The organism is Burkholderia sp. S171 (genome assembly GCF_009766085.1).
In the GTDB taxonomy this organism is placed as follows: Bacteria; Pseudomonadota; Gammaproteobacteria; order Burkholderiales; family Burkholderiaceae; genus Caballeronia.
On the sequence record NZ_LMUF01000052.1, the window covers coordinates 575,329 to 600,734 of the forward strand.

22 protein-coding genes are annotated in these 25,406 nt (G+C 59.6%); 11 read left to right on the forward strand and 11 right to left on the reverse strand.

All coding sequences use genetic code 11. The features are described from left to right. Positions 1 to 80: 80 nt before the first annotated feature. Together GSQ93_RS31455 and GSQ93_RS31460 are read right to left on the reverse strand one after the other, a co-directional pair. A complete protein-coding gene (locus tag GSQ93_RS31455) occupies positions 81 to 329 on the reverse strand; it encodes a DUF2164 domain-containing protein (protein ID WP_158939801.1) in 249 nt (82 codons plus the stop codon). Between the two features lie 18 nt (positions 330 to 347). Next, positions 348 to 1,793, reverse strand: a complete 1,446-nt coding sequence (locus GSQ93_RS31460; RefSeq protein WP_158939802.1) for a sigma-54-dependent Fis family transcriptional regulator — start codon at positions 1,791 to 1,793, stop codon at positions 348 to 350. Positions 1,794 to 2,101: 308 nt separating this feature from the next. Here GSQ93_RS31460 and GSQ93_RS31465 point away from each other — a divergent pair, with 308 nt between their 5' ends. From GSQ93_RS31465 to GSQ93_RS31475, 3 genes are all read left to right on the forward strand, one after another. Continuing rightward, positions 2,102 to 3,502: a GntP family permease gene (locus GSQ93_RS31465; RefSeq protein ID WP_158939803.1), complete on the forward strand. Its 1,401-nt coding sequence runs from the start codon at positions 2,102 to 2,104 to the stop codon at positions 3,500 to 3,502. 135 nt (positions 3,503 to 3,637) lie between these two features. After that, entirely contained in the window at positions 3,638 to 4,438 is an 801-nt protein-coding gene (locus tag GSQ93_RS31470; protein WP_158939804.1) for a 3-hydroxybutyrate dehydrogenase, read from the forward strand. Positions 4,439 to 4,522: 84 nt separating this feature from the next. After that, a complete protein-coding gene (locus GSQ93_RS31475) occupies positions 4,523 to 4,756 on the forward strand; it encodes a hypothetical protein (protein WP_158939805.1) in 234 nt (77 codons plus the stop codon). Between the two features lie 75 nt (positions 4,757 to 4,831). On the opposite strand, the gene GSQ93_RS31480 is transcribed toward GSQ93_RS31475, so the two are convergent. Together GSQ93_RS31480 and GSQ93_RS31485 are read right to left on the reverse strand one after the other, a co-directional pair. Continuing rightward, positions 4,832 to 6,850 (reverse strand): AI-2E family transporter, encoded by a 2,019-nt coding sequence (locus GSQ93_RS31480; RefSeq protein WP_158939806.1) that lies wholly within the window; start codon positions 6,848 to 6,850, stop codon positions 4,832 to 4,834. 297 nt (positions 6,851 to 7,147) lie between these two features. Next, a complete protein-coding gene (locus GSQ93_RS31485) occupies positions 7,148 to 9,655 on the reverse strand; it encodes a PAS domain-containing protein (protein WP_158939807.1) in 2,508 nt (835 codons plus the stop codon). Positions 9,656 to 9,866: 211 nt separating this feature from the next. Between GSQ93_RS31485 and GSQ93_RS31490 the strand changes: the two genes are divergently transcribed. Further along, the gene (locus tag GSQ93_RS31490) at positions 9,867 to 10,049 is read left to right on the forward strand and encodes a DUF1289 domain-containing protein (protein ID WP_158939808.1); all 183 of its coding nucleotides are present in this window, start codon (positions 9,867 to 9,869) and stop codon (positions 10,047 to 10,049) included. A gap of 151 nt (positions 10,050 to 10,200) precedes the next feature. Beyond that, positions 10,201 to 10,536 (forward strand): hypothetical protein, encoded by a 336-nt coding sequence (locus tag GSQ93_RS31495; protein ID WP_254074152.1) that lies wholly within the window; start codon positions 10,201 to 10,203, stop codon positions 10,534 to 10,536. Positions 10,537 to 10,594: 58 nt separating this feature from the next. Here the strand turns inward: GSQ93_RS31495 and GSQ93_RS31500 are convergent, their stop codons facing one another. Together GSQ93_RS31500 and GSQ93_RS31505 are read right to left on the reverse strand one after the other, a co-directional pair. Further along, the gene (locus GSQ93_RS31500) at positions 10,595 to 10,945 is read right to left on the reverse strand and encodes a VOC family protein (RefSeq protein ID WP_158939809.1); all 351 of its coding nucleotides are present in this window, start codon (positions 10,943 to 10,945) and stop codon (positions 10,595 to 10,597) included. 26 nt (positions 10,946 to 10,971) lie between these two features. Next, positions 10,972 to 11,484 (reverse strand): hypothetical protein, encoded by a 513-nt coding sequence (locus GSQ93_RS31505; RefSeq protein WP_158939810.1) that lies wholly within the window; start codon positions 11,482 to 11,484, stop codon positions 10,972 to 10,974. Between the two features lie 362 nt (positions 11,485 to 11,846). Here GSQ93_RS31505 and GSQ93_RS31510 point away from each other — a divergent pair, with 362 nt between their 5' ends. From GSQ93_RS31510 to GSQ93_RS31520, 3 genes are all read left to right on the forward strand, one after another. Next, entirely contained in the window at positions 11,847 to 12,644 is a 798-nt protein-coding gene (locus tag GSQ93_RS31510) for an SDR family oxidoreductase (RefSeq protein WP_158939811.1), read from the forward strand. Between the two features lie 40 nt (positions 12,645 to 12,684). After that, positions 12,685 to 13,617 (forward strand): 3-keto-5-aminohexanoate cleavage protein, encoded by a 933-nt coding sequence (locus GSQ93_RS31515; protein WP_158939812.1) that lies wholly within the window; start codon positions 12,685 to 12,687, stop codon positions 13,615 to 13,617. Positions 13,618 to 13,861: 244 nt separating this feature from the next. Continuing rightward, entirely contained in the window at positions 13,862 to 15,214 is a 1,353-nt protein-coding gene (locus GSQ93_RS31520; RefSeq protein WP_158939813.1) for an MFS transporter, read from the forward strand. Positions 15,215 to 15,563: 349 nt separating this feature from the next. Here GSQ93_RS31520 and serA read toward each other — a convergent pair whose 3' ends face one another. Then, on the reverse strand, positions 15,564 to 16,784 hold the full coding sequence (serA, locus tag GSQ93_RS31525) for a phosphoglycerate dehydrogenase (protein ID WP_301952101.1): 1,221 nt from the start codon (positions 16,782 to 16,784) through the stop codon (positions 15,564 to 15,566). 441 nt (positions 16,785 to 17,225) lie between these two features. Here serA and GSQ93_RS31530 point away from each other — a divergent pair, with 441 nt between their 5' ends. The 3 genes from GSQ93_RS31530 to GSQ93_RS31540 all read left to right on the forward strand — a co-directional run bounded on the left by GSQ93_RS31530 (position 17,226) and on the right by GSQ93_RS31540 (position 19,895). Beyond that, the gene (locus tag GSQ93_RS31530) at positions 17,226 to 18,143 is read left to right on the forward strand and encodes an AraC family transcriptional regulator (RefSeq protein WP_254074153.1); all 918 of its coding nucleotides are present in this window, start codon (positions 17,226 to 17,228) and stop codon (positions 18,141 to 18,143) included. A 155-nt stretch (positions 18,144 to 18,298) separates the two neighbouring features. Then, entirely contained in the window at positions 18,299 to 19,000 is a 702-nt protein-coding gene (locus tag GSQ93_RS31535; RefSeq protein WP_158939815.1) for a fumarylacetoacetate hydrolase family protein, read from the forward strand. Between the two features lie 355 nt (positions 19,001 to 19,355). Further along, positions 19,356 to 19,895, forward strand: a complete 540-nt coding sequence (locus tag GSQ93_RS31540) for a DUF1003 domain-containing protein (protein WP_158939816.1) — start codon at positions 19,356 to 19,358, stop codon at positions 19,893 to 19,895. 101 nt (positions 19,896 to 19,996) lie between these two features. Here the strand turns inward: GSQ93_RS31540 and GSQ93_RS31545 are convergent, their stop codons facing one another. The 4 genes from GSQ93_RS31545 to GSQ93_RS31560 form a co-directional block, all read right to left on the reverse strand. Further along, positions 19,997 to 20,533, reverse strand: a complete 537-nt coding sequence (locus GSQ93_RS31545) for a GNAT family N-acetyltransferase (protein ID WP_158939817.1) — start codon at positions 20,531 to 20,533, stop codon at positions 19,997 to 19,999. 5 nt (positions 20,534 to 20,538) lie between these two features. Beyond that, a complete protein-coding gene (locus GSQ93_RS31550; protein WP_158939818.1) occupies positions 20,539 to 21,105 on the reverse strand; it encodes an XRE family transcriptional regulator in 567 nt (188 codons plus the stop codon). Between the two features lie 251 nt (positions 21,106 to 21,356). Further along, positions 21,357 to 23,477: a phosphocholine-specific phospholipase C gene (locus GSQ93_RS31555; RefSeq protein ID WP_158939819.1), complete on the reverse strand. Its 2,121-nt coding sequence runs from the start codon at positions 23,475 to 23,477 to the stop codon at positions 21,357 to 21,359. 845 nt (positions 23,478 to 24,322) lie between these two features. Continuing rightward, entirely contained in the window at positions 24,323 to 24,784 is a 462-nt protein-coding gene (locus GSQ93_RS31560) for a hypothetical protein (protein ID WP_158939883.1), read from the reverse strand. Positions 24,785 to 25,406: the final 622 nt, after the last annotated feature.

Here is a 25,406-nt window from a genome sequence, read left to right on the forward strand (position 1 = left end):
TATGCCACGCGGAGCTTTCGGCTTGCCTCCTTGCAGCGCGGATCGTGTGATCGAACGGCCCCTTCGTGAATACGTTCGCGCTACTTTTGAAGCCCCCAGATATCGCTGTCGATCATCTCAACGCGGGCGTCGATTTTCGCTTTTACATCGGCGAGTGCCTGGTTGTAGAAATGCGCGCCGATGATCTTCGATAACTCGTCAAGCCATTCCTTCGCCTCGAACTGTCCAAGCCGGGTATCGAAGCGTTCTTGCGCCAGGCGCTGCAACTGGTCGATCGCAAGCGCCTCGTACTCGCGGGATAACACCGTCTTGTTCGTGTCTTTGTTCATGTGTTTTTGCTCATTGATCTAAACCTCGATGCCCAGTGCGACGATCTTCTTGTACATCGTCGCCCGGCCAATGCCAATCCGCTGCGCCGCCTCGGCTACACGACCGCCGCTTGCGCGCAGCGCTTCTGAGAGGAAACGCTTTTCGAAGGCCGCCATGGCTTCGGCGTAGGACGCTGCATCGGTTTCCTCCGGCGCGCCCGCGGATTCAGGCGATGCCGCCACGCCCACTGAACCCATGAACGCGCCGAGCGCGCGGGCATCGATATGTTCACTGTCCGACAACATCACCGCACGCTCCAGCACGTTGCGCAACTCGCGCACGTTGCCGGGCCACGAATACGCGGCGAGCAGGCGCCGAGCGTCGTCATGGAGCACGAACTGGCCGGCGTGACGCGGGCGGGCATCGGCGGAAAGCTCTTCGAGCATGGCGTACACCAGCGCCTCGATATCCCCCGCCCGCTCGCGCAACGGCGGCGCGTGGATAGACAGCACGTTCAGCCGATAAAACAAGTCCGCGCGAAACCGGCCGCTGGCCACCAGCGCCGGCAAATCCGCCGACGTCGCCGCGATGATCCGGACATCCGTGCGCACGATCCGGTTCGACCCCAGCGGCTCGAACTCCTTCTCTTGCAACACGCGCAGCAACTTGCCCTGCAGCACGAGCGGCATATCGCCGATTTCATCGAGGAAGAGCGTGCCGCCATCGGCCAGTTCGAACTTGCCCACACGGCCCTTGCGATCCGCGCCCGTGTAGGCGCCCGCCGCCGCGCCGAAAAACTCCACTTCGAGCAAGGTGTCCGGAATCGCCGCGACGTTCACGCTCACGAGCGGCCGCGCGGCGCGCGCAGATGCGCCGTGAATTGCGTGCGCCAGCAGCTCCTTGCCCGTGCCCGTTTCGCCGGACAACAGCACGGGCGAATCGACTTGCGCCGCGCGTCGCGCCTGGCGTTTGACATCGAGGCTCGCGGCACTCGTCCCCACGAAACTCGCGAACGTATATTTGGCGCGCCGCGCTTGCGCGAGCGATTGCCGTGTCGCGATCAGTTCCTGCTGCACGCGCGAGTAGTGCGAAAAGAGCGGCGTCAGCGCCTTCATTTCATCGAAGAGCGCAAAACCAATTGCCCCGACCGTCTGGCCGAAATCGTCCTTCAGCGGCAAGCGCGTAACGACCAGCGGCTCGCGATCCGTTTCAAGCAGATCGAGCAGGATCGGCTTGCCCGTTGTCACGACTTCGCGCATCAGGCTGTTCGGGATCACCGATTCGCAATCGCGGCCGATCGCCTCTTGCGGATCCGAAAACCCGAAGCGTGCCGCGTAGCGTTTATTGATCCAGACGACCCGCGCTTCTTTGTCGACAATAAAAGTGCCTTCGCTAAAATTCTCGAAGGTCTTGAAAAGCGAATCCATCGCGCGACGCAAAACGTCGCTGTAATCGACGGGGACATGCGTCCAGTCGTTATGCATCCAGTGTCTCGTGAGGTTTTCTCGATATGGAGACAGGGTATCTCGAAACGTGGAAATACGGCAAGATCGCCGTCAAACATTATGTGACCGGCCGTTCGGGCGAGTTTTGCGTCACGGCGCTGTCTCGATTGGTGGACATTATTTGAAGCACGCTCCGCTCGCCGGAACCGCGCGCCCTTGCTGGACAACGGTTACCGGTCTTTGGCATGAATGCTGCATAGAGGGCGCACCCTTTTCCGAACGGCGATTACTTTTACTATTACTTTTGCCATCGCTTGCCGGGACACACAACAACTAACGGAGACTTCATGTCGTTCATCATCGTCCTCGCCGCTTTGGCGTTTCTCATGCTGGCCGCTTATCGCGGCTACAGCGTGATCCTGGTGGCGCCGCTCGCCGCGCTCGCAGCAGTCCTGCTGACCGAACCCGCGGCCGTCGCACCGGTGTTTTCCGGCATCTTCATGGAGAAGATGGTCGGCTTCGTGAAGCTGTATTTCCCGGTGTTCCTGCTCGGCGCCGTATTCGGCAAAGTGGTGGAATTGTCGGGATTCTCCGAATCCATCGTGGCCGCCGCCATTCGATACATCGGCAAGACGCGCGTCAATGCGGTGATTGTCGCGGTGTGCGCGTTGCTCACTTACGGCGGTGTGTCGCTGTTCGTGGTCGTGTTCGCGGTCTATCCGTTCGCGGCCGAAATGTACCGGCAGAGCAATATCCCGAAGCGGCTGATGCCCGGCGCCATCGCGCTCGGAGCGTTCTCCTTCACCATGGATTCGCTGCCGGGCACACCGCAGATCCAGAACATCATTCCCACGACGTTCTTCAAGACCACCGGTTGGGCTGCGCCGTGGCTTGGCACTATCGGCTCGCTGTTTATCGTGGTGGTCGGGTTGTCGTTCCTCGAGTGGCGCCGCCGTTCGGTGATGGCCACGGGCGAAGGCTACGGCACGTCGCTCGTGAACGAGCCGGAGCGCGTGGAAAGCGCGCATCTGCCGAATCCGCTGCTTGCTGTTGCACCGCTCGTGCTGGTGGGCGTCGCGAACTTCGTGCTGACCAAGCTGATCCCCGTCTGGTACGGCGCGAGTTATACCGTCGCGGACAACGTGCTGCCGGGCATTCATGCGCCCGTCGTCACGCCAATCAAATCGGTCGTCGCCATCTGGGCTGTGGAAGGCGCGTTGCTGCTTGGCATCCTGATGGTCGTATTGACGGCGTTCGGACGCGTGCGCGAACGCTTCGCGGCAGGAACGAAAGCGGCGGTCGGCGGTGCGTTGCTTGCCTCATTGAACACCGCGTCCGAGTATGGTTTCGGCGGCGTGATCGCTGCATTGCCGGGGTTTATCGTGGTCAGCGATGCGCTCAAGAGCATTCCGAATCCGCTCGTAAACGCGGCTGTCTCGGTGAGTTCGCTGGCTGGCATCACAGGCTCGGCATCGGGCGGCATGAGCATCGCGCTGGCGGCCATGTCCGATACGTTCATCAAGGGCGCGGAAGCGGCGCACATTCCGCTGGAGGTGCTGCATCGGGTGGTCGCCATGGCGAGTGGCGGCATGGACACGCTGCCGCATAACGGCGCAGTGATCACGTTGCTGGCCGTGACCGGATTGACGCACCGCGAGTCGTATCGCGACATCTTCGCCGTGACGATCATCAAGACGCTGGCCGTGTTTTTCGTGATCGCGGTGTACTACATGACCGGGCTGGTTTAAGGCTTTTGGTTTTGTCCTTTGCATCGGCGGCTTCAGTTAGCAGCCGCCGATGCAAACCAACATCGCGCATCCGCATCTGGCAAACTTTGCGGCAGCCGCTTTCGCGTCCCTATTCCTCCCCCACAGGACTTCACCATGACCTCATCCGCAGCAGCACCGCTCGCCGGTAAAACCGCGCTTGTCACTGGATCGACGAGCGGCATCGGCCTTGGCGTCGCTACCGCGCTCGCGCAAGCCGGCGCGAATCTCGTGTTGAACGGCTTCGGTGACGCCGCTGTCATCCAGGGCGCCATCGCGCAAATCGAACAGCACGGCGTGAAGGCGGTGCATCACGGCGCGGACATGTCGAAGTCCGCCGAGATTGAAGTAATGATCGCCTTCGCTATCGAGCAATTCGGCGCCGTTGATGTGCTCGTGAACAACGCGGGCATTCAGCACGTGGCGACTATCGATACTTTCCCCGTCGACAAGTGGGACGCGATTATCGCGATCAACCTGAGCTCGGCGTTTCATACCATGCGCGTGGCGTTGCCCAGGATGCGCGACAGCGGCTGGGGCCGCGTGATCAATATCGCGTCGGCACATGGGTTAGTGGGCTCGGTGGGGAAATCGGCTTACGTGGCAGCGAAGCACGGCATTGTCGGCCTGACGAAAGTGGCCGCGCTCGAAAATGCGCGCACGGGCGTGACGGTGAATGCGATCTGCCCGGGATTCGTCCTGACGCCGCTGGTGCAAAAGCAGATCGACGATATCGCGACCCGCGACAACATTTCGCCGGACGCTGCGCGCTCGAAGTTGCTGGGAGAGAAGCAGCCGTCGGAACAGTTCGTTACGCCGGAGCAGATCGGCAAGCTGGCCGTGTTTCTGTGCTCGGACGGCGCCGATGAAATGCGCGGCGCGGCTCTGCAGATTGATGGCGGGTGGACGTCGCAATAATGTCCGCGTGTGCGTCGATAAGCGGAGCGCGTGCCTGACGTGGCAACCGTTGGTACTATCGGGGTTGTTAGAACGGAGACTCCGATGACGGCTGAACACAATCGAACAGAAGAAGCGCGGGCGATGGAGCGCATCGTCAATGCCACGCGGCAGGTGCAGACCGCGTTCACGGCGTTGCAGGGGCACTTTCCGCCGGGAGGCGATGGCCGGCCATCGCAGATGGCATTGCAGACCTTCGACGCCGCGCTTCAGGAACTGGAGGAAGCGCAAGCCGCGTTCGACACCATGTTGAACGACCTGTTCGACGGAAACCGCTAGAAGGGTTTGATTTAACGTTTGGTCCGTTCGCAACCGGGATGACAGCCTGGCCGCGAATGGATCTGCAAAGCCCCCTCAAGCCCCCCGCAACACCGGCACCACGGGCGCCTTCTCCTTGGCGCTCTCAACGTCTCCTGACACAACCGCGTCGGGCGGATTCAGCCCTTCCCAAGAAATGCCGTCGGTGGACTGCCGCCGTGCCGCCGCCACACACGCTTCGACCAATTCCTTGAACGACGTAGCCGCCGATGTCTTGCGAATGACCGCCTCGCCTTCCAGCGCGCTGTTCGGCAGCACCAATCCCACGATCAGATCAGCCGTGGCCGCCCGTTGATGCAGACGCCGCAGCAAATTGCGCAAATACGGCGGCGATTCGGCGGCATCGAACGAAATCACGCAGATCAGCGATACGCCCGTCAAATCGATCTCGTCGAAGCGCGTGCGCGAAAACCGCTCGTACGGTGCCAAGTCCGCGCCCAGGCCATGCTTGCGGAACAATTGCACCGCGATAGCCGACGCCAGGTCGTCAAGCACACCGCGCCCGGCGATGCACAGCACGGACGCCGTGTGTCCTTCGCGGGCGGCATCGAAGTGAGACGGCGGCGCTTCGTGCACGATGCCGGCTTCGCGATCGGACATCTCCAGACTGGCCGGCGGATCCTCCTCCTGCCTGACCGCCATCACCACGTCCTCCACCTCTTCGAGCCCTTCGACAATGTCCATCGCCGATTCGTTGATGCGCCTCAACTGGTCTGCGGTCACGACCCCGCGCAACACGTCGTTGTGCGCAATCCGCAACCCTTCGAGCGCCACTTCGTCGTAATACGCGCTGAGCGAGCGCTCCTTGAGCAGCGACTCGGCTTGCACGAGCGCTTCATCGGGATCGTTGGCGAGCAGCCGCTGATAGAAATTCTCCGCTGGCGTCAGCGCTGGACGGTCGCCGAACAGCACGTCGAGGAATTCCAGCCGGTCCACATGCCGCCCCAGGATCACCAGGCACAAGGTCAGCGGCGTCGATAAAACCAGCCCGATCGGTCCCCAGATCCAGCTCCAGAAAATCGCCGCAACGATCACCGCGAACGGCGAAAGGCCCGTGCTGTGTCCGTACAGCAGCGGTTCGACCACCTGCCCAGCGACCACGTCAGTCACGCCGAACAGGACGATGGTCCAGATCATCATCGACCAGCCGGGTCCGACTGCCGCCGCGAACACCACGGCCAGCAACGCCGCGATCCAGGTACCCACGTACGGCACGAAACGCAGCAAGCCGGTGAGCACGCCGAACAGCAACGCGCCGGGTACGCCGATGATCGCCAGCCCGATCGAGATGACAATGCCCACGCCCATGTTGATGCCAAGCTGCGCGAGGAAATAGCGGGACAGCCGGCGCGCGGCTTCGTCCATGGCCGTGGTCGCGCGGTGCAGGTCGCGTGAGCCGAACAAGCGGATCAGCCGGTCGCGCAGGTCTTCTCGCTGCAACAAGATGAAGATGGCGACCACCAGCACAATGCCGGTGGTTTCCAGCGGACTGATCACCGGTGATAAAAACCGCTGCGCCAGCTCCACGGGCGAAGGCGCCGGTTCGTGCACTTCGACCGGCATCGGGGAATCGATAGGCGAGGCTGCGGGATTCTCTTCGTTCTTGCGAATCTCGTCCTGGCGATTCGGGGAAAGGCGCTTGAGCGCCGTCGCTGCTTTCCCTAGAAACGCATCGGCCCGGCCGATGGTTCTCTGCTGCACGGCGTCGATCTTGCGCTCCACCGCGACCTGATACTGCGGCAAGTCGCCGGCCAGTTGCGCCACCTGGGCGCCGATCAGCGCGCCAACAGCCGTCAGCACCGACAACGCCACCAGCACCGCCACGATCACCGACGGCACCTGTCCAAACTTCAGCCGCCGCAACAAGTCGACAAACGGTGCGACCAGGAAGCTCAACAACACGGCGAGGATGATCGGAATCAGCACCGCGCGGCCGAAATACAACACGCAAATCACGACCACACCGGTAATTAACGATGTCAGCGCCCGCAAACCCGGTCCTTCGGGCGGCAAGACCGTGGTGGACGGCCGACGGGGCACGGGATCTGGCTTCATGACATCGTTCTCATTAAGGACGGCGTAAGGACATCAATGACGCAAGGGACAGCGCGGGATCACACGCGGCAACGCGCTCGCTGATCCGGGGCGGATCCGCAATGCGGGCGCACGTTTTCCGAGTCTGGAGTGTCACGAGCCGGTGTCCGGCGGCTCGGTGTCGAAGGAACGTCAACCTTATCTGTGCAAGGTTGAGCAAGGGACATGCCATTTGCATCGAAAGGTGAGTCTTTGCGGGAGTAGAACCGTGAGCTTTTTCGGGAGTGCCGGCCACGCCATACCGCTTAGTCGTTTGGCTTACTCGTCCGTCGGGCCCAGGGTGACCATCCTGCGAATCCGGCTCGCCATGGACTCCAGCGTGAACGGCTTGGTAATCATTTCCATACCGGTATCGAGGAAACCATTCGTGCGCGTCGCGGCCTCAGCGTAACCCGTCATAAAAAGCACGCGCAGTTTGGGCCGCGTCGCCCGGGCGGCGTCCGCCAATTGCCGGCCGTTCAGCCCGGGAAGTCCGACGTCGGTCACCAGCAAGTCGATACGCGCTTGCGAATTGAGGATGGTCAATCCGGACGGTCCATCGAATGCTTCGAGCACCTGATAATCCAGGTCGCGCAGGATCTCGCACACGAGTTCTCGCACGGACGCGTCGTCTTCCACCACCAGGATCGCGTGGCGCCCGGCCGCGCGATGCTCCTCGTTGAGTTCTCCCGCGATTTCCTGCGTGCCCGGATCGCCCGAAAAACGCGGCAGATACAGCCGGATCGTGGTGCCGGCGTCCGGCGCGCTCTCGATTGTCGCAATCCCGCCCGACTGCTTCGCAAACCCGTAAGCCATCGATAAACCCAGCCCCGTGCCCTGCCCCAGCGGTTTGGTCGTGTAGAACGGATCGAAGGCGCGCGCCTTGACGTCGGCGTCCATGCCTGCGCCCGTATCCGACACCGATACCACCACGTACGGCCCCGGCACCACATCCGGATGACGCGCCGCGAAGTCGTGGCCAAGTTCCACGTTGCCGGTTTCAAGCGTCAGGCGGCCGCCTTCCGGCATGGCGTCGCGCGCATTGATCGCGAAATTCAGCAGCGCGTTTTCAAGCTGATTCGCGTCGCAGCGCGTGAGCCAGAGCTGCGGGTTCGGCACCACGCGCGTATCGATCGCTTCGCCCATCGTGCGCTTGAGCAGATCGTCGATGGAATGCAGCAATTCGTCGGCGTTCACCGGCTTCGGGTCGAGCGGCTGACGCCGCGAAAACGCCAGCAGCCGATGCGTGAGCGATGCCGCCCGGTTTGCCGCACCGGTCGCCATCGAAATGAAGCGGTCGATGTCGTTTGTCCGGCCAAGCTGGGTGTATCGGCGGATCAGTTCGAGCGGTCCCGTGATGCCTTGCAGGAGATTGTTGAAATCGTGCGCAATCCCGCCCGTCAGTTGACCGAGCGCCTCCATTTTCTGCGCCTGGCGCAGCGCTTCCTCGGTTTGTTGAAGCGCTCGCTGAGTTTCCTTTTCGCTGGTGACGTCGCGGCCGTTGCCGTAAAGCGCGTCGCCTTCGGGTGCGGCGACCCACGACACCCATCGATACGAGCCGTCCTTATGCCGGTTGCGATTCTCAAACCGCACCAGCCCCGAACGGGCCGCCGAAAGCAGCGCTGCTTCGGTGGCTTCCACGTCGTCAGGATGAACGATTTCCGCGAACGACTTGCCGATGAGCTCGTCCTCGCGGAAGCCGAGAATATCGGTCCAGGCAGGATTGACGGCACGCAGCACGCCCGCGCTGCTCGCGACAATGAACAGGTCGCGCGAGTTGCGCCAGATGCTGTTGCGCTCGCGGGTGCGTGCGTCGACCTCGGCGGCCAGTGAATTGTTCAAGCGCCGCAATTGCGCCTCGCTGACACGCAGACGTTCTTCAAACCGCTTATGTCCGGTGATGTCATAAGTCACGCCGAGATAACGCAAACCGCCCGCACTGTCTTCGATCGCTTCGCCGCGACGCGCCATCCAGCGCTCCTCGCCGTTGTCCGGGCGGCGAATCCGGTACTCCAGATAATCGAGCGCGCCGGCAGGCATGTCGAGATGGCCGGCGCGAACCCGGTCGCGGTCGTCGGGATGCACAAGATCCAGCAGGTCGTCGAGGTGGTATTCATGACGGGGCGTCAAACCCCATTGCCAGCATAGTTCCTCGGATACCGCCAGCCGCCCGCTCTCCGGAAATATCTCGAAGGTGCCAATTCCACCCGCCTGCTGCGCGATGCGCAGACGCTCTTCGCTTTCACGCAACGCCCGGTCGCTCGCATGGCGCTCGATGGCGAGCGCCGCGATGCTCGCCACTTGCGCGATATTGTCCAGTTCCTCGCTCGATGGCGTTTTCGGAACCGAGTAATAGTTGGCGAAAGTGCCGAGCAGCCGGCCGTCGGCCGCTTGTATGGGCATGGACCAGCAGGCGCGCAGGTCGTACTGCCGGGCGATGTCGCGGAACGCTGCCCACACCGGATCAGTCTGAATATCTTCCACAATGACCGGCTCGCCGCGAAACGCCGCCGCCCCGCACGATCCCATGAGCGGCCCGAATTCGAGGCCATCCACAATGCGGTTGTAATCATCAGGCAAACTCGGCGCGGCGCCGTGGACCAGGCGTTTTCCGGTGGTATCGACGAGCAGCACGGAGGCGCGCATTGGCTGCTCGGAGCGATGTTCCACCCGGCGAACCACATGCTCGAGCACCTCGCGCAACGGCATGCCTGCAACGACACGTCCGAGCACGGCCCGCTCGAATTCAAGCTGGCTTAGCGTGGAAAACAAAAGGGGTTTCTGCATGGTCGTAAGCAAAAGCCGAAATGTCGGGCACAGTGCAACGAGCGAAAGGTCCCAAATCTTAGCACCCGGTATCGCCCTTCCCCGGTGGCCCTATTTATGCAGAGCATGTGGCGGGCCTATTGTCCCCATTCAGATTATGTTTTAGGTCCACGGGCATGCATCGTGCGAGATTTAGAGCATCTAAATAAAGCGTACGCGCAATGGATTCGTAATGGCCGTGGAATCGCCCTGTATCAACATCTGCAAATTCGATGGCAAAACCGGGCTTTGCATAGGTTGCTTGCGAACCAAGGACGAATGCAAGCAATGGAAAAAATTGAAGAACAAAACCCGGACAAAAATTATCGATGAACGGCCCAAACGCGCGGCTAAGCTTAAGAAAGCAAACAAGTGACGCGACGGGTGGAAGCGCGAGAAATCGGGCTCGTCTAGCGCCGTTTGATACGTCATTTGGTACACCATTTTTACATCACAAAAACGCGCGCTTAATTGACGCGACAAGACGACAAGGACACGAAAGCCTACTTACTTAGGGAGTTCCAGTCATGACCATCATCGTTACGTTGAAACGTGTTCTACCGGTTTGCGCCGCCGTGCTCGTTACGTCGTTTGCCACTCAAGCGGTCTATGCGCAAACCGCGAGCACGGGCTTGAGCCCCAACGACAACATGCTCGCACCGGCTAACAGCACGAAGTTGATGCCGAATGCGCCGCTAGGCAGCGAATATCCGACGCACGGCAATCAGCAAGCGGGTGAGATGAACCTGAATCCGACCGATCCACGTGCGCAATTGATCAACGGCTTGCCCAATAACACGCAAAGCGGTGGTTATGGCTCACCGCTGGCAGGGAACAAGTCGAATGTGCCGCAGGGGTATTAGGTTTTTCGGTTTTGCGTATCGATGTTGAAGACCGCGATCCTTCGCTAAGGCTGCCAGTTCAGGTATGTGCAAGCACATTGATGAGCTTGCCGAACGGATCGCGGACGTAGAAACGTCTTACGCCCCAGGGTTCATTGGCGGGTCCGTATTCAATCGGAAAACCCGCGGCTTTCATGCGCTCGAAGGCAGCGTCTACGTCATCCACCTCAATCGATAAGTCCGGCACCGGCGTGCCGGACCCGCCCTCCGAGGCCACGCTGACCTGGACGCTCATGGTTGTTGCGGAGCCGAAGGTTTGAATCCAGCCGTGATCCATCAGCAGCTCCAGACCCAGTACGTCTTGATAGAACCGCCGGGCTTCGCCCACGTCGTGCGCGCCGATATTGGCGACTATTCGCTTGACCTTCATGCCACCTCCTTGCCTGATCTTCGACTCTACGGTGCCGACGGTGGATACGGTAAGGGCTTGATCTTGGGATCGACGGTCATGTTGTCGATGACCTTGTCGACATCCGCCGTTTTCGCCAGCTCGGACAGGAATGTGTCTTTGTCGAAAGCAGGTGATACGCAACCTTGCACGTAGATAAACCTGCGCTGCAGCACCAACCATAACGACGATTGTTCGCGCCAATGCGTGGCGATATTGATCGTGCTAAGCCGACGCTGAACCGCTTCGGCAATCTCGGCATCGTAGCGATACGCATTGGATAAACGACACCGTCCCTCCACCCAACAGCTATTGCCTCGCTCGATCCGGTAATGCGCGTCGCTTATCCATTCCTGTTCCGTCTCTAAGGGCCCCAATGGGACGGGGCAATCAGGGATAGCTTTGGAAATCTGGAAAAACGGATCGTTTCCGTGGTTACTGCGCAGGTCGTCGGCAAGCGCCGGAAGGCTTGCTATCGATACCAGCAAACACCAGGCGCAGTGTTGAATAAGTGATCGCATTTTCTTTTACTCACTCGGTTCCAGAGGGGGTGTCTCGAGGCGATCTTAGGCGTCTTAGTGAATATAACTGATCGAATCAGCCGCTCGGGCCGCTCAACCCTGCGGGCCGCAGGGACTCTCCTTCCTGCGACTTCAGCGTTTTCCCTAGGTCACTCCGCGTTGACATTTTTTCCGCCAGCGACCAAACTTGCTCGCAAGTGTGATCACACATCACAGTTAGTATTTTCGGCGATATGACGTGCGAGCGCGTCGGGCGACCTAGGAGCGCCGTGCAGCTTACAAAAATTATCAGTATCACTAAGTAGATCGGAGAATGTCAGCCTGCCTGTCGTTGCCCGAGTCATCACTGAAAAGGAAAAACAATGAGCGTTTTAAGCATGCTTCAACCGCGTTCAGGCTTACGCGTACTGGTGACCGGCGGTGGCTCAGGCATCGGCCTCGTCATCGCCCGGGCCTTCGCTGAAACGGGTGCCCGCGTGCATGTCTGCGACGCGAGCCAGCAGGCGCTCGACGCGCTGCGCTCGGACCCGGCCAATGAAGCCATTTCCACCACACAGGCCGACGTAGCCGATAAAACCGCTGTCGCCCGCGTATTCGCCGACGTGGAAAGCAAGCTCGGCGGCCTGGATGTCCTGCTCAATAACGCGGGGATCGCGGGTCCGACTGGCGGTATCGATGAGATGGATGTGGAGCAGTGGGAGCAGACCGTCGCGATCAACCTCACCGCGCAGTTTTACTTTGCACGCCTTGCGGTGCCGCTGCTAAAGAAGTCCACGCACGGCGGTTCGATCATCGCTATGTCTTCCGTCGCGGGAAGACTCGGTTATGCATTCCGTACGCCCTATTCCGCGACCAAGTGGGCACTGATCGGACTGACCAAGAGCCTTGCCATTGAACTCGGGCCGCATGGCATTCGCGTCAACGCGATCGAGCCAGGCATTGTGCGCGGGCCGCGCATGGAGCGCGTGATTGCCGCTCGTGCCGAGCAGCTCGGCTTGTCCTATCCCGAGATGGAAGCGAAGTATCTGGAAAAGATCTCGTTGCGCCGCATGACGACGCAAGAAGAAATCGCGGCAACTGCGCTGTTCCTGTGTTCACCGGGCGGCAGCGGTATCTCCGGCCAGTCGATCTCCGTGTGCGGCAACGTCGAAGTGCTCTGAAGAGCCGAATCACTTCAATCCGTTTTTAAAGGAATTCACCTTGGCCTCAACCCGCAAAGTCATCATTACCTGCGCGCCGACAGGCGCCATCCATACGCCTTCCATGTCGCCGTACCTGCCGGTCACGCCGCAAGAAATTGGGGATGCCGCGCTCGCTGCCGCAGAAGCCGGCGCCGCCATCCTGCATCTGCACGCTCGCGATCCGAAGGACGGCCGGCCAACGCAAGACCCGGCCGTGTTCTCGGAATTCTTGCCGCGCATCAAGGCCAACACCGACGCCGTCATCAACCTGACAAGCGGCGGCAGTCCGCACATGACGGTGGAAGAACGGCTTCGGCCCGCCCATCATTTCAAGCCGGAAATAGCGTCGCTGAACATGGGCTCGATGAACTTCGGCCTGTACCCGATGCTCGACCGCTTCAAGGACCTCAAGCACGATTGGGAACGCGAGCATCTCGCCAATAGCCGCGACCTGGTCTTCAAGAATACGTTCAAAGACATCGAGTTCATCCTGACATCGTGCGGAGCGAACGGCACCCGCTTCGAGTTCGAATGCTACGACATTTCGCATCTGTACAACCTGGCCCATTTCGTCGAACGCAAGCTCGCCAAACCGCCGTTCTTTATCCAGAGCGTATTCGGTTTGCTGGGCGGGATTGGCGGCCATCCTGAAGACCTGATGCACATGCGCCGCACCGCCGACCGACTGTTCGGCAAGGACTACGTCTGGTCGATTCTCGGCGCTGGCCGCAACCAGATTCCGCTAGCGACGCTGGGCGTGGCGCAAGGCGCGAACGTTCGTGTCGGTCTTGAGGATTCCCTGTGGATCGGGCCGGGTCAGTTGGCTGAATCGAGTGCGGCGCAAGTGCGCAAGATCCGGCAGGTGATCGAAGGGCTGTCGCTCGAAGTGGCTACGCCGCAGGAAGCCCGCGCACTGCTCGGACTCAAGGGTGCAGACAACGTGAATTTCTGAGCCGGATTTCACCGGCCCTTTGCGTTTTTAACGCTTTTAACAACAACAAAATCGGTAGGAGACAAAGACGATGTGGATCGAAGGAAAAAACATCAGCGGTGACCTTTGCGGTGGCATCTGCGGTGACATTCGCAACATGCCGCTGCTTCGCCGATGTCCAGATGTACGTGTCCCGTGCACCCCGGGCGCTCAACGTTTTTTCACCGGACGCCTGGCGTTCCGTCGATCCTGATCGGAGTTTTCCATGACAAGACCTCAAACAAAACCGCAGTCCGCCACGCCGCTCGCGCACGCGGCCGTTACGCAGTTGATGATCCGCAAGCTGATGCCGCTGCTTGTCATCGTCTATGTGATCAGCTTTCTCGATCGCACGAATATTGCGCTCGCCAAGCATTCGATGAGTGTGGATCTGGGCCTGTCCGCTGCCGCCTATGGGCTCGGCGCAGGTTTGTTTTTCTTATCGTATGCACTCCTCGAAATCCCGAGCAACCTGATCATGCATCGGCTAGGCGCACGCATGTGGATCACGCGGATCATGATCACCTGGGGCCTGCTCTCCATCGCGATGGCGTTCGTGCGTGGCGAGACCTCGTTCTACGTGTTGCGCCTGCTGCTCGGCGCTGCCGAAGCCGGCTTGTTTCCCGGCGTGATGCTGTATCTCACCTACTGGTTCAATCGCGAGGAACGGGCACGCGCCACGGGCTATTTCTTGCTCGGCGTGTGTCTGGCTAACATTGTCGGCGGACCGCTGGGTGGTGCATTGCTCGAACTCGACGGCCTGCTCGGATGGCACGGTTGGCAGTGGCTGTTCGTGGTTGAAGGGTTGCCCGCCGTATTGCTGGCGTTCGTCGTGTGGAAGGTGCTGCCGGATGGACCTGCGTCGGCCCGGTGGTTATCGAAGGAACAAGCTGAAGGGCTCGAACGCCGGCTCGCGGCTGAGCGCGAAAGCCAGGCAAGCGGCGGCCGCGGTAGCCACTCGCTGCGCAGCGTGATCGGCGACAAGCAAGTGTGGCTCGCGATCTTCGTGTACTTCTGCCACCAGCTCACCATTTACACGACCATCTTCTTTTTGCCGGGCATCATTGGTGCGTCGGGGCATTTTTCGCCCTTCGCTATTGGCGTGCTGACGGCCTTGCCGTGGATCGCTGCGGCTATCGGCGCCGCAACGCTGCCGCGCTTTGCCAGCACGTCTTCCCGCAGCCGGCAGATCCTGACCGGCGGGCTGATCGTGATGGCGGCCGGCCTCGTGATAGCAGCCTATTCGACGCCGGTCATCGGGCTGCTCGGCGTGTGTGTGTCGGCATTCATGTTTTTTGTGGTGCAGTCGATCATCTTCACGTTTCCGTCGTCGCGCTTTAACGGCCCGGCACTGGCAGGCGGGCTTGCGCTGGTCAACTCGTGCGGCCTGCTGGGCGGATTCGTGGGACCGACAGTCATGGGACTGATCGAGCAGTCAACCGGCAACCCCATGAACGGCCTGGTGATCCTCGCGGTTGCGCTTTTTGTTGCAGCACTATGCAGCCTGCGGTTGCGTCACGGCGCCGAGGACCGCGTAACATCCACCGATGGCAAGCCCGCAACGGGTAAGCCCATCTGACAGTTGTTAGTAAAGGCCCGAACCGCTCGCCTCTGCGAGCGGTTCTTCCTTCATTGCGGACTTCGGCAAGAAGTTTGATCGATTCGCCTGTTTGTCGTTTTCGTTTTATGTCCGGATAATTAGCGACCCTAACTCTTTTATCTCACGCCTAGCCGGCACGGGAAGCGAGCTTAAAATTCCTGCATCTTGTGTCGATGGAGTTTCTTCACGGCCCACCGCAACATGACCACACGCGCTTCCGGAATACGCAACGTCCAAGCGATGAACCGCCCGGCATCTCCGTTTCCGCACTGACCGGGGACCGGTGTTTACTGCTCCGCAGAACGCCGGTCCCTTGCATGACGCCGGATTATTTGACCAGCAGGCGCGTGCGGATAAAGCCGGGTTCGCGGGCCAGCGCCTGTATTAACTCGCTAGATGGCGTTCTATCCAGGTCCGTTACTACGTACCCCGTCTCGCCCTGCGTCTGCAGGTGCTGAGCGACGATGTTGGCACCCTCCGCGGCAAGCCGCGTGTTGAGCGTTGCGAGCGCGCCCGGCGCATTGCCATGGACGTTGAGCAGACGTGCGGGCGCGTCCAGCGGTCCCGGATTGACATGCGGGAAATTGACCGATCCCACGGTGTCGCCGGTCGTTAAAAACGAAATGAGTTTCGTCGCGACTTCGGTCCCGATGTTCTCCTGCGCTTCCTCCGTGCTGCCGCCCACATGCGGGGTCAGAATCACATTCGGCAAATGCTGAAGCACGCTCTTGAAGATATCCGCATTGGTCTTGGGCTCCTCCGGGAATACGTCGATGGCAGCTCCGCCTAGCCGCTTTGCCTGCAGCGCTTGCGCGAGGGCATCGATATCGACCACCGAACCGCGCGATGCATTGATCAGGATCGCACCGGCTTTGAAACACGCCAGCGTTGCTGCATCAATCATGCGGCTCGTCTGGGCCGTTGCGGGCACGTGGAGCGTCACCACGTCGGCATGGGAAACCGCGTCGGCCAGCGATTGCGCCGCACGTGCAGAACCCAGCGAGAGCCGCGCCTGCACGTCGTAATACACCACGCGCATACCCATGGCTTCGGCCAGCACGCCGACCTGCGAGCCGATGTTTCCATACCCTACGATCGCAATGGTCTTGCCGCGCGTCTCGAACGATCCGCTGGCGCCCTTGGCCCAAGTTCCCGCATGCGCCAGTACGCTCTTCTCGGGCACGCGGCGCAGTAGCAAGATAGCTTCGGCAATCACCAGTTCCGCGACCGAGCGTGTATTCGAAAACGGCGCGTTGAAAACAGGAATTCCTGCGTTAGCGGCTGCGTTCAGATCGACCTGGGACGTTCCAATGCAGAAACAGCCGATTGCGAGCAGATGGCGCGCGGCATCGATTTCCTCGCGCCCGAGATGCGTCGCCGAGCGAATCCCGACCAGGTTATGTGCTTGAAGCGCACTCGTTAAATCCTTGCCGGCGAGCGCGCCCGCACGGCGCTCCACCTCCAGTTTCGCTTCGCTGAAACGCGCGACCGCGGTGTCGTGGATATTTTCGAGTAGAAGAACAGAGGTCATAGAACGCTTATGTGTCAGTGACGTGGGCCATGCATACGCCCAGCAGGTGGTGTCCGGGTAACATTCGCAATTTCGTCGCGCTCGATCACGCCGGACGAATCGACGCCCAAGATTCAAACATCACGGTGATGTTACCGCTTGCCGGGCAATCGTATTTTCTACCCTACTGCCCATGGGGCTTTAGGCTTGCGCGTTCTTTCGACCACGTTATCTGCGGGCTAAAGGCAGGTCTTCGGGCGAAGCGGTATGCTTGACGCTGGTTTCTTAGCTAGCGGACGGGAATCACGCGCCAATCTCCGGTGCGCCTTAGGCCGACGCCCGATCGAACCGGCTAAGACAAAACAACGTTATTTTCCTTACGATGGCCAACGCGTATTGCTTACCCACGATTACGGCATTCGGTCATGAGCCGTTGAGAACGCCAGCCTTTATGCAAAGTTCGGACAGGAGTTCATGCCAATGATCGCATTCGCCAAAGGTACGTCCCGGACCTATGCGATGCCCGAGCGCAGTGATCGCCTAGACTTCTACATTCGCGACCAGACCTTACGCTCGGCGATCACCGAACCGCACAAGCACGACTATTTCCAGATCCAGATCAATCTGGGCGGCGACACGAAGCAGCAGATCGGCGACGTAACGCGTCCGTTCCCAAGCGGGTCAGTCGCATTCATCGCGCCACACCGGGTGCACATGATTCCGCACCCTGAACACTCGCGGTTCATCGTGATCAATTTCGCGCTGGACTTCCTTGGCCTGGATGTCGATGCAGTCGATGGCCGGATCGACCTCGCGAGTATTCCCATCATCCGGTTTCCGGAGCTAGCGCCCTTTCGCTTTCAAGACGAGACAGATTTCAAGCTGACGGACTCCGATCTCGTTGAAGTCGAACGTATCGTTCACCTTATGATGGCGATAGATAGTGCGCGCGGGTTTGGTGCGACCAGCCGGCTTCGTGGTTACCTCCTGCAATTGATCGGACTGGTTTGCGCGAGATACGCGGACGCGCTCATGCAACTGGCGGCGCTCAGCGAACGCGCAGTCAGCCGCCGCGACTCCATCAGCAAAGTGATGCGTCATGTTCTGGAGCACCTGGAAGACGACACGCTTTCGCTGGGGTCGGCAGCACAAGCAGCGGCGTTGACTCCTGGCTATGTCGGCCGCCTGATGAAAAAAGAAACCGGCAGGACCTTTGTGCAGTGGGTGACGGATCAAAGAATCAGCCGGGCAAAATCATTGCTTGCAGACGATACCCGCCGCATCAAGGACATCGCGTTCGTGGTGGGCTTTCGCGACGAGGCTTATTTCACGCGACGCTTTCGCCAGGCAGTGGGGACATCGCCGACGGAATACCGCGCATTGCAATTCGAGCTATAGGCTCTTGCGCAGGCTTTCGCTAGCGCGGCCACCAATAGAGCAATTTAATCCAAGACGTAGGGCGGATTTGTCCTGCACGGAAGCTTAGCCGAAGCATATTGTTTGCGGGTGCCGCGGTCGTCCGCGCCAAACAACCTACCTTCGAGTTCGCCGATATGACCGAATACGTCTTCCCCGCCCCTCAAACTGTCGTTGTACCCGTCGCCGGCTCGAGCGCCTCGTTCGCGGTGCGCCGCGTCTTTTGCGTAGGGCGCAACTACGCCGATCATGCGCGCGAGATGGGAGCCAACCCTGACCGCGAGCCGCCATTCTTCTTTACGAAACCCGCCGACGCTGTCGTGCCCGCAACGGGAACACTTGCGTACCCAATGCTCACTGAGGACCTTCACCACGAGATAGAGATGGTGATTGCCATCGGAAAAGAGGGGCGACAAATCGAGCCGCAGGATGCGCTGTCGTTCATATTCGGCTACTGCGTTGGCGTGGACCTCACGCGGCGCGACCTGCAAGCGGTCGCTAAGAAAATGAGCCGGCCGTGGGACTGGGCCAAGGGCTTCGATGAATCCGCGCCCGTCACCGCTATCCATCCTGCGTCGGCAATCGGTCATCCGGGCAGCGGCCGCATTTGGTTGACGGTTAATGGTGAGACACGGCAAACAGGTGATCTCGCCGATATGATCTGGCCGGTTGCAGATATCATCAGCCAGGTTTCACAAGCGGTTGTCATCAAGCCCGGCGATCTGATTTTTACCGGCACGCCTGCAGGCGTCGGTGCACTGAAGCCCGGCGATAAAGTTGCTGGCGGTGTCGATGGTGTTGCCGATTTCGACTTTGAAATCGGCAAGGCTCGAGGCTGATTTCAAGGTTGATTGCTTGGCTCAATTAATCCACTCATACGCTTTACTGATCAACGGACGGTTATCCGGCTAAGGTTTAACGCGGAGCCAGCACGCTAACGCTTGCTGGCTTCGCCGTTTCATAGCAACGATCCTCGTGTCTTTCGACACCCTCTTCGGCCCGTTGCGCAACGCTCCCGAATAAACTCACCTCAGCGTCGATAAGGCAGCGCCACTCGCCTCCCGCGCGTTGTTTGGATAACCACCTTCGGCTGCGACCTGCTCTCTGCAAGTTTTCATTCTTGGCTGCAACACTTGTGCCGACTGTGTATAACATCGACACATTCCCGTTAATCGCCAAGCGAAAGAGCAAAACATGAACAGCCCCATTCCGCGTGACGAAAAGCATAAAGACAAGCACCACCACTTACGTTTTCATCTGCCATACGTCCACCTTTCGTCAGTATTCGGTGACGACTGGTTCGCGCTAAAAGCCGAGCGGTTTGCGCGTTTCTTCGGAACGCCAACTTTCCTCGTTGGGCAGACGATTATTGTTGCAGCCTGGATTGGCATCAACGTCGCGGGCCTGACAAAGTTCGACGTTTATCCTTTCATTCTTCTAAACCTTGCCTTTAGTCTCCAGGCCGCTTACGCCGCACCGTTGATTCTGCTTGCGCAAACGCGCCAGGCCGATCGCGACAAGGTCAATGCCGACGCCGATGCGCGGCATCGCGAAGACCTCGCCTCAGCGAATGAGGAACGTCAGTTGCAAGCGGCTCGACAGACCGAGCAACTCGTTGCCCTGCTTGAGCAGAACACCCAATTGACCGAGGTCACGAAGCAAATGAGCGAACGTATCGAGGCGTTGACGCGCGAAGTGCATAACCGGATTGAGCAGGGAAACGTAAAACCGTAAAGGCGTTAAGGATTAGCCTTCAGGTCATCAAGACGGTCCCGCCAGAAGGCGGTTTAACCTCACTTCGATATCATCTGCAATCCGAATTGAATCTAAAATTCTTACTCGATGGGAACACGCGCTCCAATTCGCTTCCAATAAATTTTGGTCCCGGTCAGCCCTCCATGCGGCTTGAGCGCGTAGTCTGGAATCTCTCCCGTAAGCGTGAACCCGAGACGCTCGTAGAGTATCGACGCTCCGCCATCGCTTGCGGTATCTAAAACCAGCAGCGTGCGTCCGTGCTTCACGGCCAGATTCTCGGCCGCCTGCATCAGCGACACCGCCACGCCTCGCCCGCGATGGCTGAGACAAGTCATCAGTTTGGCGATTTCCGCGCGGTGCGGCTGGTTAGGCGGACAGTCGAGCAACAGGGTAACGGTTCCGACCAGTCTCTCACCGTCCCATGCACCCAGAACCAATCGTTCGCCGCGAGTCGCGGCAGCCAGCGCACTGGACCAGAACGCTTCTGCCGCTTCGGGCTGCAGCGGATGCATGAAGCTGACGGAACCGCCGTTTGCAACCGTCTCGATCAAGAGCCCGCTGAGCATCGCGAGGGTCACCGACGAAGCGCGTAGTTCGCTGATTTCAAAGTTTGACATGACGGCTAAGTCCGGGCGAGCACAACCAGGTAGGTACAGGTCGAGGCGGTTTCGTTAGCCAGGGTGACCTCCGAAGGCGGACCGAATCCCAGGCAATCCCCGGCGCTCAAATCGTACCGCTCCCCGCCTTCCAGGATGACGAGGTCGCCCACTAACACCCACACGACCTGACGGATATGGGCATAAGACGATGGCGGCAACACCACCTGTTGTCCTGTCGGCAGATCGACCTGAACGATCTCCACGGGGTGGTCCGGATTGTTGAACACCTGCTTACGGAGATAGGCCGTTTCAGGATCGCGCCAGAGCGGTTGGTCGACGGCTCGCGACAAGCGGTCTCCATTGCCTTCTGCCCTCACCAAAAGGCCCGCGAGCGTCAAGTCGAACGCCCCGGCTAGACGCACCAGCGTGACGGCGGTGGGGCTAATTTCCTCGCGTTCAATCTTGCTGATGGTCGCCTTGGCCACGCCGGAGGAATCGGCCAGATCCGCTAGTGACCATCCGCGCGCACTTCGCTCAAGCCGAATTCGGCGAGCGATACGAGGTCCGGTATCGTCTATTGATGATGTCATATCGTCTATCTTAGTAGACGATATGGTTGTGTGCAAGACGCGCTGAAAGCGAGCGCATCAGCGCGTTGATGGGCTTGAGGTTTGTCTTCCAGAGCCGCTCGTCAGCGAGTACCACACCGAAGGTGAACGCGAGACAAGCGGCCGGGAAAACCGTGCATATCGCGACAGTTCATTCGGCGAATGCGTTGCCCTGATCAGTTCGATGCGCCCCGGCAGAAGTCGGCGCGCTCCGCCCTCAGTGCCTTTCAGTTTCAGACGGGTCTCGTAACCGGTGCCGTGGCAGCAGGATCGCTCGTGCCCACGCGCCCCGTTTCAACGTGCCCCGCGAGACGACGCTGGAATGCCGGGTTCGATGGCATCGTGACCTGCAGGTCGTACCAGTTGCTGCTGCACGACAGGTCCCAGTGATCCTCCGCGGTTTTGACAGCAGGCACCGTGATAGATCGCGGCGGCTGGCCGTAGGCCAGGTCGGTGACCGTGAAGACCACCGGCGCGGTGCCCTGATTGTTGAGTGTCAGATAGACGTTGCCGTTGGCCACGTCATAGCAGGTCACCGTCTCGGGTTGCACGGCGGCGTCGGCGGCAACCGCGCCCGTGAAGCGCCGGAAGTACCCGTTCGGACCATAGACGCTCAAGGCGTATTGATCGTTCGAACCGGCGGGCCACGTATCGGAAAGCTGCTTGCCTGCTTCGACGGTATAGCGCTTGGGCATCGCCGTCGGGTCAGCGGTGTACACATAGAAATTCGCGCCTACCTTGCCGGTATTTGCGAAGGTCAGCGTGTAAGTCTGGGCTTGCACCTGCAGCGTGCCGTTCACGTGCAACTCATAGGGCAAGGGCCGCGTCGGACGCGTGCCCGGCTCCTGCGCTGCGATAACCTGCGCCGCGGTGGCGGCGGGCGCCGTCTGGTTGGTCGGCAACGCGCATTGCATATCGGCCGCTGCAATGTATCCGGCCGTACTCGGCAGTGCCGGTACGGTGGCGTCAGGCTTGGAAAAATCGAACGCCGCCGTCAAGTCGCCGCATATGGCGCGACGCCACGGCGTAAGGTTCGTTTCGATCACCCCAAAACGTTTTTCGATGAATTGCAGCACCGACGTGTGATCGAATACTTGCGAGCAGACAAAACCACCCTTGCTCCACGGCGAGACAACGGTCATCGGCACGCGCGGTCCGAGACCATATGGCAGGTTGTCGGCCGTGTATGTCCCCGCTTGCGCCGCGGTCACCACGTTGTGGCGCTCAAGCGTGATGTCCGCCGTGCTCAGACCCGAGCCCGGCAACGTAGGCGCTTGCGGCGGCACCATGTGATCGAAGAAACCATCGTTCTCGTCATACATGATGAACAGTGCCGTCTTGCTCCACACGTCAGGGTTCGCGGTTAGCGCATCGAGGATCATCGAAATGTATTCCGCGCCGTAGAGCGGCGTCCATTTCGGGTGCTCGGAATAGGCGGCGGGCGGCAGCAGCCACGAGACTTGCGGCAAGGCATTAGCCACCACGTCCGCCTTGAGTTGCGTCAGCGTGCGAGCGGTCATCGCCTTCGTGTTCAGCGCTGAACCAACCGGTGCATTCACGTAGTTCTGGAAATTCGCCAGCACATTGGTACCGTAGTTGCCGCTGTAGTTATCGAAGCCCGTTCCCTGCTGATAGATCTGCCATGAGACGCCGGCCGCTTCCAGCCGCTCCGGATAGGTCGTCCAGTTGAACGGTGCCACCTGGAGCGTATCGAACTGATTATCGACATAGTCGGTGTTGTCGAGAAGCGGACCACCGCCCGCCCCGGTTGGGTCCACCATCCCGGTCATCAGGTACATGCGGTTCGGATGCGTGTTGCCGGGTATCGAGCAGAAGTAATGGTCGCAGACGGTGAATGCATCGGCTAGCGCGTAGTGGAACGGAATGTCCGCGCGCACGTGATAACCCATCGTCATGTCGGTCTTCTGCACCGCCCATTTATCGGCGCGGCCGTTGTCGATTGCGCCATGCGTAGTCGCCCACGTATGCGGCAGCCCGCCGATACATTGCGCGTTGACCGCCGGGTTGGTCGTGTCGTAGCGGAACGGAGCAATGGTCTGAGCCTGATTCTCCTGCCGTGGCTGGAACCATACCGGCAACCCATTTGGAAGCGTCACGGGGAAGCGGTCGTTATACCCTCGCACTCCACTCAGATGTCCAAGGTAATGATCGAACGAGCGATTTTCCTGCATGAACACAACGATATGCTCTACGTCGTTGATCGTACCGGTAACGGAATTGGGTTCGATCGCGAGCGCCTTGCGGATCGAGTCCGGAAAAAGCGACGCTGCAGCGCCGGCACCTGCCAGGCTGGCGGAAATTTTCAGAAAATCGCGGCGGCTCTTCGTGACCATGCGCTTACCTTTTTTGTGTCTGTGAGGAATGACTGGCCGCTTGCGAGTGATGCGCAGCCATTTGGATAAGCTAACGAATGCAGTTTTTTAACGTTCAGGATGACGAAGCAGGTGTAGCGGCCGGCGGACAACTCATCTTGGCCGATACGGACGCGCCACCGCACGCCGATTGACTCGGGGCATCCGAACTACCGCAAGCAGACAGCAACAGTGGGGGAAGTATCGACGCGACAATGAGCGCACAGAGTCGAAATTTCGACGTTTGCATGACTTTCTCAGGAAGGATCGGAGGGAATCGATACGCTCGGCGCATACCCATCAAAGCGACGCACCAAAACGATGGCGCTGAGAATACCGTCCGTTTATGACAGGCCGGTGGGGAGATTTGAAAAGATACGATAAGGATTGTCGGGGCGTGAAAGTCGCGAAGCCGATTCTATTCAGTGTGATGCCGCGTGAAGGCCGTGAGTTCGGATCCAACTCCCGGAAAGGCTCACCGATCACGGTTCATGGTGTGGAAGGGGCACTTCTGCTGAGCCGTTTTAGGACGCGATGTTTCCAGACCCTTTTCGCCTTAAGGTGAGCTGATACGGGAGCCCGTCTGAGACGCTGTCAGCCAATGAAATTGGCGCTTTTTGCGGCGCATATTTTTAATCTGGAGTCCAGATCAGATGAGGGATCTGAATATAGGCTAGGAAGCGGTGAACGTCGACAGGTCGGAATTGGCGAAGGTTTGGAATACCTTGAAACGCTCCAGACGAAGCACGCGTTTCTGTCGGCGATTCGGCCTTACCGTGCGATCTCAAATAACGTACGACTCGCGCCTCAACGCCCGCGAGGAGATGTCACCAAAATCTGACTCGCAACTGAAACCCTATCGTGAAGGGCAAGTCGCTAGAAGGGATCGGGGGAATCAGGATGATGTTCGCGCCAATACGACCGTACTCCGCCATGATGAGCGGCGCGACGACCGGCCCGACCTTGTGATCGTGGCCGATACCCCATTTGCCGTAGTCATATCCCGATATCAATCCGCCCATCGCGGCCAGTCGGACATAACCCCAATGCGCAAATTCCGGCGCCCAAACGCCGCCGCCGTAAAACGAAGGGGCAGTGAGCGAGTTTCGAAAATAGCCGCCGGCCAGCGCCCACTGCGGCGAAACCCAGCATTCAACGCCAATGCCTGGATTGAATTGATCAAAGTGTTTTTTGGGATGGACGTGATATGAACTGATCATCGCGTCCGCCCACAAACCGTCATTGCAAACCTCGGCGGCCAAGACATTCGATGTCGCACCCATTGCCATCAAGGCCGCCAGCACGAGCGGAACACGGATTTTTTTTGAGACAGTTACTGACGTTTTCATTCGGCTCAAACCTGTGCGTTTTGCCGTCGCAGTCTCGCTGACCACGCCTTTTTATATGAAGTTCGAGCGGAACTTTACATGAACGCCATGGGCATTTGTGTGAAATTGGGGAACGAGTTTTTGCGAATGGAAATTGAGTGGGGATTTGATATTTAGCTGAAGTCTTTCAGCTTTTTAGCAGCTTGATAGCTAGACCGTATCCTTATGTCGATGTGTAGTTCGCTGTGGTAAGTGGCCCGCTGTGTGTTGGGGGATGGGACGCGGAAACTCTTTGCCTCCGATTGGCTCGATCCGGACCGCATGGAGTTGGCGCGTGCAGTTTGCCGCCGATGGCCGGAACTTGATGCGCATAAAGTTTTCCGGTGCGCGTCAAGTCAAGGAGGGGACCCACCTGCAACGGCATTTAGTTTAAAAACGCCGCTCACGTAAAGTCCGGCTTTCCGACTCGTTCAGCTTTCCAATTCGATTAGTACGAAAAGCGAGATAGACCATTCACACCTGGCTGGACAATTTCCCAACACTGATAATGGAATCGGCAAGCTGCCAGTAGATGACGATCGTG

Bases quoted from the DNA above. Each gene is read 5' to 3' on its own strand.
- GSQ93_RS31455 (WP_158939801.1), bottom strand. From the start codon at position 329: ATGAACAAAGACACGAACAAGACGGTGTTATCCCGCGAGTACGAGGCG.
- GSQ93_RS31460 (WP_158939802.1), bottom strand. From the start codon at position 1,793: ATGCATAACGACTGGACGCATGTCCCCGTCGATTACAGCGACGTTTTG.
- GSQ93_RS31465 (WP_158939803.1), top strand. From the start codon at position 2,102: ATGTCGTTCATCATCGTCCTCGCCGCTTTGGCGTTTCTCATGCTGGCC.
- GSQ93_RS31470 (WP_158939804.1), top strand. From the start codon at position 3,638: ATGACCTCATCCGCAGCAGCACCGCTCGCCGGTAAAACCGCGCTTGTC.
- GSQ93_RS31475 (WP_158939805.1), top strand. From the start codon at position 4,523: ATGACGGCTGAACACAATCGAACAGAAGAAGCGCGGGCGATGGAGCGC.
- GSQ93_RS31480 (WP_158939806.1), bottom strand. From the start codon at position 6,850: ATGAAGCCAGATCCCGTGCCCCGTCGGCCGTCCACCACGGTCTTGCCG.
- GSQ93_RS31485 (WP_158939807.1), bottom strand. From the start codon at position 9,655: ATGCAGAAACCCCTTTTGTTTTCCACGCTAAGCCAGCTTGAATTCGAG.
- GSQ93_RS31490 (WP_158939808.1), top strand. From the start codon at position 9,867: ATGGCCGTGGAATCGCCCTGTATCAACATCTGCAAATTCGATGGCAAA.
- GSQ93_RS31495 (WP_254074152.1), top strand. From the start codon at position 10,201: ATGACCATCATCGTTACGTTGAAACGTGTTCTACCGGTTTGCGCCGCC.
- GSQ93_RS31500 (WP_158939809.1), bottom strand. From the start codon at position 10,945: ATGAAGGTCAAGCGAATAGTCGCCAATATCGGCGCGCACGACGTGGGC.
- GSQ93_RS31505 (WP_158939810.1), bottom strand. From the start codon at position 11,484: ATGCGATCACTTATTCAACACTGCGCCTGGTGTTTGCTGGTATCGATA.
- GSQ93_RS31510 (WP_158939811.1), top strand. From the start codon at position 11,847: ATGAGCGTTTTAAGCATGCTTCAACCGCGTTCAGGCTTACGCGTACTG.
- GSQ93_RS31520 (WP_158939813.1), top strand. From the start codon at position 13,862: ATGACAAGACCTCAAACAAAACCGCAGTCCGCCACGCCGCTCGCGCAC.
- GSQ93_RS31530 (WP_254074153.1), top strand. From the start codon at position 17,226: ATGATCGCATTCGCCAAAGGTACGTCCCGGACCTATGCGATGCCCGAG.
- GSQ93_RS31535 (WP_158939815.1), top strand. From the start codon at position 18,299: ATGACCGAATACGTCTTCCCCGCCCCTCAAACTGTCGTTGTACCCGTC.
- GSQ93_RS31540 (WP_158939816.1), top strand. From the start codon at position 19,356: ATGAACAGCCCCATTCCGCGTGACGAAAAGCATAAAGACAAGCACCAC.
- GSQ93_RS31545 (WP_158939817.1), bottom strand. From the start codon at position 20,533: ATGTCAAACTTTGAAATCAGCGAACTACGCGCTTCGTCGGTGACCCTC.
- GSQ93_RS31550 (WP_158939818.1), bottom strand. From the start codon at position 21,105: ATGACATCATCAATAGACGATACCGGACCTCGTATCGCTCGCCGAATT.
- GSQ93_RS31555 (WP_158939819.1), bottom strand. From the start codon at position 23,477: ATGGTCACGAAGAGCCGCCGCGATTTTCTGAAAATTTCCGCCAGCCTG.
- GSQ93_RS31560 (WP_158939883.1), bottom strand. From the start codon at position 24,784: ATGGCAATGGGTGCGACATCGAATGTCTTGGCCGCCGAGGTTTGCAAT.